The following is a 13,753-nucleotide window of genomic DNA, read 5'->3' on the forward strand; positions in this document are numbered from 1 at the left end:
CCGGGCGCTGCGGGTCGCCACCATCGGCTTAGTGGCGACCGCGAGCGCGGCGGAAACGCCGGGCGCTGCGGGTCGCCACCATCGGCCTAGACGGAGGGCATGCGGCGGGCGGTGGCGTGCGCCACGAACCGCGCGACGGCTTGTGGTGCCGCGGCCGGATGGGTGTGCAGGTACGAGGCGTGCACTCCGGCGTGCACGACACCTTCGCGCGAGGTATCCGCGTCGTTGCCCCGGTAGGCCCACGCGGGCTGGTAGTCATCGCTGAACGTGATTGCGGTCCGGTGGAATTCATGGCCCACCGCCCGCTGCCCGGTGGAATAGAGCGGCGAATCGGCCACGGCGACGGCGTCGCGATAGGCCAACGTCAGATTCGGCGTGAACCGCGCCGACCCGGCCAGCACGCCGCACATCGGGTAACCGTCGAGTTCGGTGGCCAGATAGATGAGGCCGGCGCATTCGGCGTGAATCGGCGCGCCGGCGGCGGCCAGCTCGTTGATCTGCCGGCGCACGGAGTCGTTGGCCGAGAGCTCGGCGGTGAACTGTTCCGGAAAGCCGCCGGGCAGCAGCACCGCATCCGTGCCATCGGGCAACTCCTCGGCCAGCGGGTCGAATTCGACCACGTCGGCGCCGGCGGCCCGCAGCAACTCGGCATGTTCGGCATAGCCGAAGCTGAACGCCTTACCCGTCGCCATCGCCACGGTGGCCCGCCCGCCGGGCGTCTCCCCCACCGCCGTCGCCGGGTCCCACGCCGTGCCGGTCCGGCTCGCGGCGACGGCCACCACGGCCGCCAGGTCGACGTGACGGGCGACCAGGTCGGTCATCGCCTCGACCGCGAGCCGCGCGCGCCGCCCGTACTCCACCGCGGTGACCAGACCCAAATACCTTGTTGGAAGCTCTAATTCGGCGGTGCGGGGAATGGAACCCAGCACCGCGACACCCGCCTGCTCGCAGGCCTGCCGCAAAACGTGTTCGTGCCGGGCCGAACCGACCCGATTGAGGATCACGCCGCGGACCCGGGTCGCGGCGTCGAACGTCGAAAAGCCATGCAGCAGTGCGGCGATGCTGTGACTCTGGCCGCGCGCGTCGACCACCAGGACCACGGGCGCACCCAGCAGGCCGGCCACGTGGGCGGTGGAGCCTTCCGCGGGGCCGTCCGCGGCGCGCCCGATTCGCCCGTCGAAGAGCCCCATCACCCCCTCGATCACCGAAATGCTCGCACCGCCCGAGCCGTGCGCGTACAGCGGGCCGACGAGGTTCTCGCCGACCAGCACCGGGTCCAGGTTGCGGCCGGGACGCCCGGCGGCCAAGCCGTGATAACCGGGGTCGATGAAGTCCGGGCCCACCTTGAACGGTGCCACGGCATGGCCCGCGCGCCGCAGCGCACCGATCAAACCCGTTGCGACGGTGGTCTTTCCGCTGCCCGACGCCGGCGCGGCGACGACGACCGCGGGAACACTCACCACTCGATGCCCTTCTGCCCCTTGCGGCCCGCGTCCATCGGGTGCTTGACCTTGGTCATCTCGGTGACAAGATCGGCGGCCTCGATCAACCGCTGCGGGGCGTCGCGGCCGGTGATGACCACGTGTTGGTGGCCCGGCCGCGCCAGCAGCACGTCCACCACCTCGTCGACGTCCACCCATCCCCATTTCAGCGGGTAGGTGAATTCGTCGAGCACATAGAAGCCGTGGCGCTGTTCGGCCAGCCGGCGCGCGATCTCCGCCCACCCGTCGGCGGCGGCCGCGGCGTGATCGTCTTCGCTGCCGGCCTTGCGCGACCACGACCAGCCCGCGCCCATCTTGTGCCATTCCACGGGCCCACCGATGTGGTGCTGCTGGTGCACCTGGCCGAGTTGGGTGAAGGCGGTCTCCTCACCCACCTTCCATTTGGCGCTCTTGACGAACTGGAACACCGCGACGGAGAGCCCGGCATTCCAGGCCCGCAATGCCATTCCGAATGCGGCAGTCGACTTCCCCTTGCCCGGGCCGGTGTGCACCGCCAGCACCGGGGTGTTGCGCCGGGCCCTGGTGCTCAGTCCGTCCTCGGGGACCTGAAGTGGGCGGCCTTGTGGCATCAGCGGTTACCCTCCTCAGGCCGCGTTTCGCACGGCGCGGGTCAGCGAGTCCGCGTGCAGCTGCTCGAGGCGCACGGCCGGGGCGCCGAGGTGGCGGGCCAGCTGTTCGGCCAAACCCAGCCGCACGTAAGACGTTTCGCAGTCCACGACCACCGCGGCGGCGCCCTCGGCCACCAACCGGGCCGCCGCCGCCCGGCTGCGGCCCAGCGGGTCCGTTCCGGCGGTGGCCCGGCCGTCGGTGAGCACCACCACCAACGAACGCCGGGCCCGGTCGCGTGCCTTCTCCCGGACGACCAGTTCACGCGCGGCGAGCAGGCCTTCGGCCAGCGGGGTCCTGCCGCCGGTGTCGAATCGGGCCAGCCGCCGGCCGGCGACGTGCGCCGACGACGTGGGCGGCAGCAGCAGCCGCGCCTCCCGCTGGCGGAACGTGATCACGGCGACCTTGTCGCGGCGCTGGTAGGCGTCGCGCAGCAGCGACAGCGTCGCGCCACTCACCGCGGCCATCCGATCGCGCGCCGCCATCGAGCCCGACGCGTCCACGACGAAGATGACCAGGTTGCCTTCGCGCCCCTCCCGGATCGCCCGTCGCACGTCATCCGGCCCCGGGCGCAGGGGGCCGGCCCCGGCACGTTCGGCGGCCGACAGCAGGGTGGCGAACAGGTGCAGCCCGTGCGCACCGGAACTCGTGTCGTTTCCGTCGGTGGCCGCGATCACGCTGCCGCTGGCGTTGCGGGCCCGCGATCGCCGCCCGGGCGCCCCCGCGCCGACCCCGGGCACCATCAACGCGCGGGCGCGAAAGGTCTTCGACGGCGGCGCGCTGGGGCGCGGCGGTTGTGGCTTCGGGACTCCAGACGAGTTCGATTGCGGCGCAGGGTCTTCCGCGGACTGACCGCCGCCCGGCGGGTCGGGCTCGGGCTCGCGTTCGTCGCCGGCCTGGGCCAGCGCCTCGTCGAGCTGGTCGCGGTCGATGCCGGGTTCGTCGAATGGGTCGCGGCGGCGCCGATGCGGCAACGCCAGCTCGGCGGCCACCCGGACGTCCTGCTCTTCGACGGACGTGGCCCCACGCCAGGCGGCGTGCGCGGCGGCGGTGCGGGCCACCACCAGATCGGCCCTCATCCCGTCGACGTCGAACGCCGCGCACACCGAAGCGATGCGCCGTAACTCGCTGTCGGGCAATACCACCTGGCCGACGAGCGCCCGAGCGGCGGCGATGCGCCGGGCCAGTTCGGCCTCCGCGTCGGCGTAACGCTCGGCGAACGCGTCCGGGTCGGCCTCGTAGGCCATGCGCTGCCGGACGACTTCCACCCGCACGTCGACGTCACGGGACGCGTGCACGTCGACGGTGAGGCCGAACCGGTCCAGCAGCTGCGGACGCAGTTCGCCCTCCTCGGGATTCATGGTGCCGATCAGCACGAACCGGGCCTCGTGCGAATGCGAGATGCCGTCGCGTTCGATGTGCACCCGGCCCATCGCCGCGGCGTCGAGCAGCACGTCCACCAGGTGGTCGTGCAGCAGGTTGACCTCGTCGACGTACAGCACGCCGCCGTGCGCGCGGGCCAACAGCCCCGGCGAGAACGCGTGCTCGCCGTCGCGCAGCACCCGCTGCAGGTCCAGCGAGCCGATCACCCGGTCTTCGGTTGCGCCGAGCGGCATTTCGACCAGGCCGGCGCCCGCGTCACCGGTCGCCTCGGACAACAACGCCGCCAGGCCGCGCACGGCCGTCGACTTGGCCGTGCCCTTCTCGCCCCGGATGAGCGCACCGCCGATCTCCGGGCGCACGGCGCACAACAGCAGCGCGAGGCGCAGCTGGTCGTGCCCGACGATCGCACTGAACGGATACGGCTTCACGGTAGCTCCGTCAGGCCGGAGCCGGGCTTGAGCATCGGTACATGCGGGACGCCGTCGTCGACGAAATCGTCACCGGCGCGGACGAACCCGTGTTGGGCGTACATGTCGGACAGATAGGTCTGCGCGTCGATGCGGCACGGGTAGTCGCCGACCTCGGCCAGGGCGGCGCGCAGCAGCCGGGTGGTGTGGCCCTGCCCGCGCGCGCTGCGTTTGGTGCACAACCGGCCGATCCGGAACGTTTTTCGGCCGCCGGCGTGCTCCTCCATCAACCGCAACGTGCAGATCACCTCGCCGTCGGGCGTCTCCAGCCAGAAGTGCCGGGTTTCGGCGAGCAGGTCGCGCCCGTCCAGCTCCGGGTACGGGCAGGCCTGCTCCACCACGAACACCTCCACCCGCAGCTTGAGTAGTTCGTAAAGGGTCTGGGCGTCAAGGTCTTTGGCCCAGGACCGACGCAACGCTTCACTCATGACCGGACCCCCGAATCGGACTTCAACCCCAACACCTCGGTTCCCCACGACCACACCTCGTCGTACAACGCCGGCTCGCGGGACAGCTCCACCCCCAGCGACGGCACCATCTCTTTGAGCGTGGGCAGCCAGGATCGATAGCGGCCGGCGAAGCACCGCTGCAACACCTCGAGCATGGCCGCCACGGCCGTCGATGCTCCAGGCGAGGCTCCCAGCAGCCCGGCGATGCTGCCGTCGGCGGCGGCCAGCACGGTGGTGCTGAAGTCCAGCACGCCGCCCTTGCGCCGGTCTCGCCTGATCACCTGTACGCGCTGACCGGCCACGGTCAGTTCCCAGTCGGAATCCTCTGCGCTGGGGGCGAATTCGCGCAGCGCGTGGATGCGGTCCGGTTCGGACAGCCGCAGCTGACGGATCAGATAGCTGATCAGTGTCAGCTGGGTGAGGCCGACCCCGAGCATGGACAGCGCGTTGTCCGGTTTCACCGAGCGGGGCAGGTCGCTGAGGCGGCCGTGTTTCAAGAACTTGGGTGACCAGCCGGCGTACGGCCCGAACACCAGCCAGGACTTGCCGTTGACGAACCGGAGGTCCAGGTGCAGCGCGCCGAGCGGCGGGGCGCCCGGCGCCGGGACCCCGTACACCTTGGCCCGGTGCGCGGCGGTGAGCGCCGGGTTGTCGGTGCGCAGAAACCGGCCGCCGATGGGGAATCCGGCGAAGCCCCTGACCTCGGGGATGCCGGACTTCTGCAGCAACGGCAGCGCGTCGCCGCCCGCCCCGACGAAGACGAATTTGGCGTTCAGCCGGCGCTTTTCGCCGGTGCGGCGATTGCGGATCAGCAGCGTCCAGCTGCCGTCCGATTGCCGGCTCAGGTCGCGGACCTCGTGGCCGAACAACGCGGTGGCGCTGCCCTGCACGCAGTAGCCGATGAGCTGGCGGGCCAGGGCACCGAAGTCGACGTCGGTGCCATGGGGGGCCCAGTTGAGCGCGGTCGGTTCGGAGAAGTCGCGCCTGGCGGCCATGAACGGCAGCCGGCGGGCGAACTCGTGCGGGTCGTCGATGAATTCGGTGCCGGCGAACAGCGGGTTGGTGGCCAGGGCCCGCTGCCGCCGGCGCAAGAACTCGACGCGCTGCGCCCCGCACACGAAGCTCACGTGTGGGAGCGGGTTGAGGAAGCCGGTGTCGGTCAGGATCCCGTTCTCGGCGGCGTAGGCCCAGAATTGACGGCTCACCTGGAACTGCTCGTTGATGCGCACCGCTTTGGTGATGTCGATCGAGCCGTCCCGGTTCTGCGGGGTGTAGTTGAGCTCGCACAGCGCGGAGTGCCCGGTGCCGGCGTTGTTCCACGGGCTGCTGCTCTCGGCGGCGACGGCGTCCAGGCGTTCGACGATGGTCATGGACCAGTCGGGCTGCAGCCGCCGCAGCAACGCACCCAGGGTCGCGCTCATGATGCCCGCGCCCACCAGCACGACGTCCGTCCGTGCGGTTCGGGCTAGCGATGACACCTGCTCCTGGTCCTTCCGTCGACTCTGCAGGTTCCCAGGCTATCCCGAGGCGAACCCGGCATGGACGGCGTGCGCCTCCCCATGGCCAGCAAAACCTCTAAGCTGGCCTCGTGACTGGCTGGGTGCCCGATGTCCTGCCCGGTTATTGGCAGCGCACCATCCCCCTTGGGCCCGACCCGGTCGGCGAGGGCGAGATCGTGGCGACGCTGATCCGGCGCGGTGAGCCCGCCGGACCCTCCGGCGCGGGTCACGCGGTGCTGGCCGTGCATGGCTACACCGACTACTTCTTCAACACGGCGCTGGCCGACCACTTCGCCGACCGCGGCTTTGCCTTCTACGCGCTGGACCTACAGAAATGCGGCCGGTCGCGCCGCGACGGCCAGACACCGCACTTCATCACCAACCTCGACGACTACGACGCCGAACTCGACCACGCCCTGGCGGCTATCCACGAGCACCACCGACCCGCCAAGGTTTTGGTCTACGGCCATTCCTCAGGTGGGCTCATCGTGTCGCTATGGCTGGACCGGCTCCGCCGGCGCGACGCCGCCGCCCACGCCGGCATCGGCGGTTTGGTGCTCAACAGCCCGTTTCTGGACCTGCACGGCCCGGCGGTGTTGCGCCATTCGGTGACCTCGGCGCTGATCGCCGGCCTGTCCCGCGTGCGGTCCAGGGGGGTGGTCCGGACGCCCACCGAGGGTGGTTACGGCACCACCCTGCACCGCGACTACCACGGCGAGTTCGACTACAACCTGCAGTGGAAACCGGTGGGCGGCTTCCCGATCACGCTCGGCTGGCTGCACGCCATCCGCCGCGGCCACGCCCGGCTGCACCGCGGGCTCGACGTCGGCGTGCCGAACCTCATCCTGCGCTCCGATCACACCGTGCGGGAAACCAGCGACGCGGCGTCCATGCAATGCGGCGACGCGGTTCTCGACGTCACCCAGATCGCCAGGCGGGCCGGTTGCATCGGGAATCACAGCACCATCGTGCCGATCGGCGACGCCAAACACGACGTCTTCCTCTCGCTGCCGCAGCCTCGGCAGGCGGCCTACCGCCAGCTCGACCTCTGGCTGGACCGCTACCTGCACACCGACCGCACCGAACCCTCTTCGAGGAAGGGGTGAGGAGTTGGAGACCTATGACATCGCCATCATCGGAACCGGTTCGGGCAACACCCTTCTCGACGATCGGTTCATCGGCAAGCGTGCGGCGCTGTGCGAGCACGGCACGTTCGGTGGCACCTGCCTGAACGTCGGGTGCATCCCGACCAAGATGTTCGTCTACGCCGCCGAAGTCGCCACGACGATCCGGGACGCGGCACGCTTCGGTGTCGACGCGCACGTCGACCGGATCCGCTGGGACGACATCGTCTCGCGGATCTTCGGGCGGATCGACCCGATATCGATGAGCGGCGAAGATTACCGCCGCGCGTCGCCCAGCGTCGACTTGTACGACCAGCACACCCGATTCGGGCCGGTTCAGCCCGACGGACGCTACCTGTTGCGCACGGACGGCGGTGACGAATTCACCGCGGATCAGGTGGTGATCGCGGCGGGGTCCCGCCCGGTCATTCCCCCCGCGATCCTCGACTGCGGCGTGGCCTATCACACCAGCGACACGATCATGCGCATCCCGGAGTTGCCCGAGCACCTGGTGATCATCGGGAGTGGCTTCGTGGCGGCGGAATTCGCGCACATCTTCTCCGCCCTCGGCGTCCGGGTGACGTTGGTCATCCGCGGCAGCACGATGCTGCGGCACTGTGACGACACCATCTGTAAACGCTTCACCCGCATCGCCGCGGCCAAGTGGGAACTGCGCACGCACCGAAACGTCGTGGGCGGCAGCAACAACGGCTCCAGCGTCGCGCTGCGGCTCGACGACGGGTCGACGCTTGACGCCGACCTGCTGCTGGTCGCGACCGGGCGGGTGTCCAATGCCGACCTGCTCGACGCCGAACAGGCCGGGGTCGAGGTCGAGAGCGGCCGGGTAGTGGTCGACGAATACCAACGGACCTCGGCCCGTGGCGTTTTCGCCCTCGGCGACGTTTCGTCGCCGTACCAGCTCAAGCACGTCGCCAACCACGAGGCCCGGGTCGTACAGCACAACCTGCACTGCGACTGGGACGACACCGAGTCGATGGTGATGACCAACCACCGCCACGTGCCGTCGGCGGTGTTCACCGACCCTCAGTTGGCATCCGTCGGTCTGACCGAAAATCAGGCCATCGCAAGGGGATTCGACGTCTCGGTCGCGGTCCACGACTACGGTGACGTCGCCTACGGCTGGGCCATGGAGGACACGACCGGGATAGTCAAGCTGATCGCCGAGCGCAGCACCGGCCGTCTGCTGGGTGCGCACATCATGGGCCACCAGGCGTCGTCGATCATCCAGCCGCTGATCCAGGCGATGAGCTTCGGGCTCACCGCCCACGAGATGGCCCGCGGCCAGTACTGGATTCACCCGGCGCTGCCCGAGGTGGTCGAGAACGCGCTACTCGATCTTCGGTGAGCTCAGGGCTTTTGGCACTGCGGGCACAGGCCGTGCAGCGTCAGCCCCGCGGCCTCGGACAGCGCGAAGGAACTGCCCGCCATCGCGTGTTCGAGCGCCGAACTGAGCTGCCGGGCGGGCACCTCGATGATCGAGCCGCATTCGGTGCACACGGCGTGGTGGTGCGGCGCGGTGGCCATCCCGTAGGTGGTGACACCGCCGTCGAGGGTCAACGGATGCAGCACCCCCTGGCCGACCAGGGTGGTCACCGTGCGATAGATGGTCGCCACGTCGGGTGCGTGGGCTCCGTGCGGCAGGCAGGCCCGCACCCGCTTGTGGATCTCCGCCACCGGCAGGTGGCCGTCGACCGGCTCGAGCACCGCCAGCACCTGGATCCGCGAGGACATCCGGCGCAGCCCCCGGGCGCGCAGGAGATCGCCGATCCGGGCGGTGACGGACGGGTCCAGTGCCGACGGCTTGGGCGTCACCCGTTCAGTGTCGCGCCGCCGCGGTGGGCGCGCCAGTTTTTCGACGGAATTCGGTGCCCGCATCGGCCCGGCGTTCCTGCGAGCCACTTGCATCTGGTCGACGGCGGCACCTACAGTCGTGCCAGTGGCCAGTACTGAGCTCGGCCGGCGCCCGTCGTGGACGACCAGGCTGCGCAGCGCCCTGACGCCGGCGGAGTGGGGGCGGCTCGCGTCGATGTCGGCGGTCATCGTCGCGCTCCACGTGGTCGGCTGGTTCACCTTGGTGACCTTCGTGGCCCCGGCGCAATTCAGCCTGGGCGGCAAGGCATTCGGGGTCGGTGTCGGGCTGACGGCCTACACCCTGGGAATGCGGCACGCGTTCGACGCGGACCACATCGCCGCCATCGACAACACCACCCGCAAGCTGATGAACGACGGGCAGCGGCCGCTTGCGGTCGGATTCTTCTTCTCGCTGGGCCATTCCACGGTGGTCTTCGTGCTGGCGCTCCTGCTGGCGTCCGGCGTCAAGACGATCGTGGGGCCGGTCCGTGATGACTCCTCGAAGCTGCATCACTACACGGGACTGATCGGCACGGGCGTCTCCGGTGTGTTCCTCTACGCGATCGCCCTCCTCAACGTCGTGGTGCTGGTGGGCATCCTGCGGGTGTTCGCCCGGGTGCGCCGCGGTGGCTACGACCCCGACACCGACGGGGCAGAGCTGGAACGGCACCTGGACAACCGGGGCCTGATGAACCGATTCCTGCGCCGCTTCACCAAATCGGTCACCAAGTCGTGGCACTCCTACCCGGTCGGGCTGCTGTTCGGGCTCGGCTTCGATACCGCCACCGAGATCGCGCTGCTGGTACTGGCGGGCACCAGCGCGGCCGCCGGGTTGCCGTGGTACGCCATCGTGTGTCTGCCCGTGCTGTTCACCGCGGGCATGTGCCTCCTGGACACCATCGACGGCTCGTTCATGAACTTCGCCTACGGCTGGGCGTTTTCGAATCCGGTGCGCAAGATCTACTACAACATCACCATCACCGCGCTGTCGGTGATCGTCGCGCTGCTGATCGGCAGCGTCGAACTGCTCACCCTGTTCGCCGAGCAGTTCGGCTGGCGGGGCGCGTTCTGGAGCTGGATCGGTCGGCTGGACCTGGGTGCCGTCGGCTATTTCATCGTCGGCGCGTTCGTCGTCACCTGGGCGGTGGCGCTGCTCGTCTGGCGCTACGGGCGCCTCGAACAGAAGTGGACGTCCTGAACAGCGAGCCCTGAGAGCGGCTGCGCATCCTGGGCCTTCGGTGTAGAACAGTGCTCATGAGCCTCGCTGCGCGCGGATGCGGGTGATCGGCTGTGCACGAGCTGTCGCTGTGCGAAGCGATCGCCGGTGTGGTCAAGACGCATGCCGACGGTCGGCACGTCGACGTGGTGCGCGTGCGGATCGGGGCGCTGCGCCAGGTGGTGCCCGAGTCGCTGTCGTTCTGCTGGACACTCGTGCGCGACGCCGAGGACATGCCCGGCGCCGAGCTGGAACTCGAGTGCGTCGGCGCCGAGGTGCGCTGCCGAGCGTGCGGCCGGCAATCGGAGATCTCGTCGGCCTGGTCGATCTGGTGCCCCGAGTGCGATAGCTCCGACGTCGAGGTGTTGCGCGGCAACGAATTCTTGGTGACGTCGTTGGACGTCTCGTGAAACCGACTCGCCCCGAACGGATTTGACATGGGTAGATTCCATCGGCATGACGACGGGACCGTGCACACCCACGAGCACGACGACCCGGATCACCGCCACGGCGATCATGGCCAATACCAGACCGGCAAGCAGCGGGTCGACGTGCTGGAGGCGATCTTCGCGGAGAACGACTTGCTCGCCGATGCCAACCGCGCGGCGTTCGAGAGCAGCGGGGTGCGCACCCTCAACCTGATGAGCTCGCCGGGATCGGGCAAGACGACCGTTCTGCAGGCCACGCTCGACGAGCTCGCCGGTGAGCTTGCCATCGGGGTGATCGAGGGCGATATCGCCACCGACCTGGACGCGGCCAAGCTCAGCGGTCGAGGCGCCCAGGTGTCACTGCTCAACACCAGCAATGGTTTTGGTGGCGAGTGCCATCTCGACGCGCCGATGGTGAACCGCGCACTGCCGGGTCTCGACCTGCCCGCGCTGGACCTGGTGATCATCGAGAACGTGGGCAATCTGGTCTGCCCGGCCGAGTTCGACGTGGGCGAGCACGCCAAGGCCATGGTCTACTCCGTGACCGAGGGCGAGGACAAGCCGCTGAAGTACCCGGTGATGTTCCGCTCGGTGGATGTGGTGTTACTCAACAAGATTGACTTGGTTCCGTACCTCGACGTCGATGTCGACGAGTACATCGCCCACGTGCGCAAGGTCAATGCGACGGCGACGATCCTGCCGCTCAGTGCGCGGACGGGGGCGGGGATGGGCGCCTGGTTCGGCTGGCTGCGACGATTCGCCGCGAACGCGCCGGCCTGACGGGTCCGCACTTGCAAGGCTTTTGCATATGTCGCGGCATCGGCGCGGCCGACGATTGCCGCCCCGAGCGGCGCGAAAGGGTATGCAACGGTTGTCTAACTACTTGGTGCCGCAGAGGCGTTGACACGCTGGGCGGTGAAGAGTAGACCCAGAAATTAGCGCTGCGCAAGTGGGCCGACGGTCGACTCCGGTAGCGCAGGGGCCCCAGCCCGGCCCCGGAAAGCTGCAGCATGCCAACAGAAGCAGCAGTCAAAGCGGAAGAAACATTGATCCATGTCCTATGGATTAATGCGGGGCTCAGTTGTGATGGCGATTCGGTGGCGTTGACTGCCGCCACCCAACCCACTGTTGAGGAGATTGCCCTGGGGGCGTTACCGGGGCTTCCGAAGGTCGCCGTGCACTGGCCGCTCATCGATTTCGAGTGCGGACCCAGCGGAGGCGCGGACGACTTCCTCTCATGGTTCTTCAAAGCCGACCGCGGTGAGCTCGAACCCTTCGTCCTCGTCGTCGAGGGCTCGATCCCCAACGAGAAGATCAAGGAAGAGGGCTACTGGTGCGGGTTCGGCAACGACCCGGCCACCGGCCAGCCGATGACCACCAGCGAGTGGCTCGACCGGCTGGCGCCCAAGGCCACCGCGATCGTGGCGGTCGGGACCTGCGCCACCTACGGCGGCATCCACGCCATGGCCGGTAACCCGACGGGCGCGATGGGGGTGCCCGACTACCTGGGGTGGGACTGGAAGAGCAAGGCCGGCATTCCCATCGTGTGCGTGCCCGGTTGCCCCATCCATCCAGACAACCTGTCGGAGACGCTGACCTACCTGCTCTACATGGCGACGGGCCAGGCGCCGATGATTCCGCTCGACGACGCGCTGCGTCCTGCGTGGTTGTTCGGCAACACCGTCCACGAGGGTTGCGACCGGGCCGGATACTACGAGCAGGGCGACTTCGCCACCGAATACGGCTCGCCGAAATGCATTGTCAAGCTTGGCTGTTGGGGTCCCGTCGTCAAGTGCAACGTGCCCAAGCGGGGATGGATCAACGGTGTCGGCGGCTGCCCCAACGTGGGTGGGATCTGCATCGGCTGCACGATGCCGGGATTCCCCGACAAGTTCATGCCCTTCATGGACGAGCCGCCGGGCGGCAAGGTCTCCACGACCGCGTCGGGCCTGTACGGAACCGTGATCCGCAGTCTGCGGGGCATCACGGCGCGCACCGTCGACAAGGAACCGCGGTGGCGTCACAACGGTAACCAACTCACCACCGGAGCGCGCCGCACCTGGTAGGTCACCTACCAGGTGCGCTGCGCTTCGTTCTCCAATCTGAGCCCTCGAGCTCAAGAGCCCACAGCGGGAAGAAGAAGTGCGATGACAACCATCATTCCGGAGCCCACCCACGCCAAGCGGGAACCCGGCCAACTGGTCGACATGGCCTGGGACCCCATCACCAGGATCGTGGGCAGCTTGGGCATCTACACCAAGATCGACTTCGAGAACCGCGAAGTCGTCGAGTGCCACAGCACCTCGTCGATATTCCGCGGCTACTCGATCTTCATGAAGGGCAAGGATCCTCGCGACGCCCACTTCATCACCAGCCGCATCTGCGGTATCTGCGGCGACAACCACGCCACCTGCTCGTGCTACGCGCAGAACATGGCGTACGGCGTCAAGCCACCGCACCTCGGTGAGTGGATCGTCAACCTCGGCGAGGCCGCGGAATACATGTTCGACCACAACATCTTTCAGGAGAACCTGGTCGGGGTTGACTTCTGCGAGAAGATGGTGTCCGAGACCAATCCGAGTGTGCTTTCCCTGGCGGAGAAGACGCCCGCGCCGCAGGCCGACGCCCACGGGTACCGGACCATCGCCGACATCATGCGCTCGCTCAACCCGTTCACCGGCGAGTTCTACCGCGAGGCGCTGGCCGTCAGCCGCTGGACGCGAGAGATGTTCTGCCTCATGGAGGGTCGCCACGTGCACCCGTCCACGCTGTACCCCGGTGGGGTCGGCACCGTCGCGACGATTCAGCTGATGACCGACTACATGACCCGGCTCATGCGCTACGTGGAGTTCATGAAGAAGGTCGTGCCGATGCACGACGACCTGTTCGACTTCTTCTATGAGGCGCTGCCGGGCTACGAGAAGGTCGGGCTGCGCCGCACCCTGCTCGGCTGCTGGGGCTCCTTCCAGGATCCCGAGGTGTGCAACTTCGCATACAAGGACATGGAGCGCTGGGGCAACGCCATGTTCGTGACCCCGGGCGTGGTGGTCGACGGCAAACTGCTCACCCACTCGCTGGTGGACATCAACCTCGGCATTCGGATCCTTTTGGGCAGTTCGTATTACGACGACTGGACCGAGCAGGAGATGTTCGTCAAGACCGATCCCCTGGGCAACGCGGTGGACCGGCGCCACCCGTGGAACCAGC

At 68.4% G+C, this 13,753-nt stretch carries 13 protein-coding genes; 7 read left to right on the forward strand and 6 right to left on the reverse strand.

The features are described 5' to 3' along the window. Nucleotides 1-86: 86 nt before the first annotated feature. Genes A5709_RS11925 through mqo form a run of 5 tightly spaced genes read right to left on the reverse strand, consistent with a single transcriptional unit; the run spans nt 87 to nt 5,885 of the window. On the reverse strand, nt 87-1,460 hold the full coding sequence (locus A5709_RS11925) for a cobyrinate a,c-diamide synthase (protein WP_068120028.1): 1,374 nt from the start codon (nt 1,458-1,460) through the stop codon (nt 87-89). Continuing rightward, entirely contained in the window at nt 1,457-2,071 is a 615-nt protein-coding gene (gene cobO / locus A5709_RS11930) for a cob(I)yrinic acid a,c-diamide adenosyltransferase (protein WP_068120030.1), read from the reverse strand. The genes A5709_RS11925 and cobO overlap by 4 nt, the downstream gene beginning before the upstream one ends. A gap of 15 nt (nt 2,072-2,086) precedes the next feature. Continuing rightward, nucleotides 2,087-3,919, reverse strand: coding sequence for a magnesium chelatase subunit D family protein (locus A5709_RS11935; protein ID WP_068120032.1), 1,833 nt, complete (start codon nt 3,917-3,919; stop codon nt 2,087-2,089). After that, nucleotides 3,916-4,386, reverse strand: a complete 471-nt coding sequence (locus A5709_RS11940; protein ID WP_067949297.1) for a GNAT family N-acetyltransferase — start codon at nt 4,384-4,386, stop codon at nt 3,916-3,918. The genes A5709_RS11935 and A5709_RS11940 overlap by 4 nt, the downstream gene beginning before the upstream one ends. Continuing rightward, complete coding sequence (gene mqo / locus A5709_RS11945; protein ID WP_082953170.1) at nt 4,383-5,885, reverse strand: malate dehydrogenase (quinone); 1,503 nt, start codon at nt 5,883-5,885, stop codon at nt 4,383-4,385. Before mqo ends, A5709_RS11940 begins: the two co-directional genes overlap by 4 nt. Nucleotides 5,886-5,995: 110 nt before the next feature. Here mqo and A5709_RS11950 point away from each other — a divergent pair, with 110 nt between their 5' ends. Together A5709_RS11950 and mtr are read left to right on the forward strand one after the other, a co-directional pair. Further along, nucleotides 5,996-7,012: an alpha/beta hydrolase gene (locus A5709_RS11950; protein WP_067949295.1), complete on the forward strand. Its 1,017-nt coding sequence runs from the start codon at nt 5,996-5,998 to the stop codon at nt 7,010-7,012. Between the two features lie 4 nt (nt 7,013-7,016). Then, nucleotides 7,017-8,396, forward strand: a complete 1,380-nt coding sequence (gene mtr, locus A5709_RS11955; RefSeq protein WP_068120035.1) for a mycothione reductase — start codon at nt 7,017-7,019, stop codon at nt 8,394-8,396. Between the two features lie 2 nt (nt 8,397-8,398). On the opposite strand, the gene A5709_RS11960 is transcribed toward mtr, so the two are convergent. Continuing rightward, nucleotides 8,399-8,863, reverse strand: coding sequence for a Fur family transcriptional regulator (locus A5709_RS11960; RefSeq protein WP_068007051.1), 465 nt, complete (start codon nt 8,861-8,863; stop codon nt 8,399-8,401). Nucleotides 8,864-8,987: 124 nt separating this feature from the next. On the opposite strand from A5709_RS11960, the gene A5709_RS11965 reads away from it, so the two are divergent. The 5 genes from A5709_RS11965 to A5709_RS11985 form a co-directional block, all read left to right on the forward strand. Further along, nucleotides 8,988-10,100, forward strand: coding sequence for a HoxN/HupN/NixA family nickel/cobalt transporter (locus A5709_RS11965; protein ID WP_068120037.1), 1,113 nt, complete (start codon nt 8,988-8,990; stop codon nt 10,098-10,100). 92 nt (nt 10,101-10,192) lie between these two features. Next, nucleotides 10,193-10,528: a hydrogenase maturation nickel metallochaperone HypA gene (locus A5709_RS11970; RefSeq protein WP_068120039.1), complete on the forward strand. Its 336-nt coding sequence runs from the start codon at nt 10,193-10,195 to the stop codon at nt 10,526-10,528. 27 nt (nt 10,529-10,555) lie between these two features. Next, a complete protein-coding gene (gene hypB / locus A5709_RS11975) occupies nt 10,556-11,326 on the forward strand; it encodes a hydrogenase nickel incorporation protein HypB (RefSeq protein ID WP_068007034.1) in 771 nt (256 codons plus the stop codon). 230 nt (nt 11,327-11,556) lie between these two features. Continuing rightward, nucleotides 11,557-12,612 carry a hydrogenase expression protein HypE gene (locus A5709_RS11980; protein ID WP_067949284.1) on the forward strand — a complete coding sequence of 352 codons (1,056 nt, stop codon included), beginning with the start codon at nt 11,557-11,559 and terminating at the stop codon, nt 12,610-12,612. A gap of 81 nt (nt 12,613-12,693) precedes the next feature. Next, a partial coding sequence (locus tag A5709_RS11985; protein WP_197520125.1) for a nickel-dependent hydrogenase large subunit occupies nt 12,694-13,753 on the forward strand: 1,060 nt, incomplete at its 3' end.

Origin of the sequence: Mycobacterium sp. E1386, assembly GCF_001672745.1 — a bacterium.
GTDB lineage: Bacteria > Actinomycetota > Actinomycetes > Mycobacteriales > Mycobacteriaceae > Mycobacterium.

What these genes read in the sequence shown, in the direction of transcription:
- cobO (WP_068120030.1), bottom strand. Translation starts at nt 2,071, where the DNA reads ATGCCACAAGGCCGCCCACTTCAGGTCCCCGAGGACGGACTGAGCACC.
- hypB (WP_068007034.1), top strand. Translation starts at nt 10,556, where the DNA reads ATGGGTAGATTCCATCGGCATGACGACGGGACCGTGCACACCCACGAG.
- A5709_RS11980 (WP_067949284.1), top strand. Translation starts at nt 11,557, where the DNA reads ATGCCAACAGAAGCAGCAGTCAAAGCGGAAGAAACATTGATCCATGTC.
- A5709_RS11940 (WP_067949297.1), bottom strand. Translation starts at nt 4,386, where the DNA reads ATGAGTGAAGCGTTGCGTCGGTCCTGGGCCAAAGACCTTGACGCCCAG.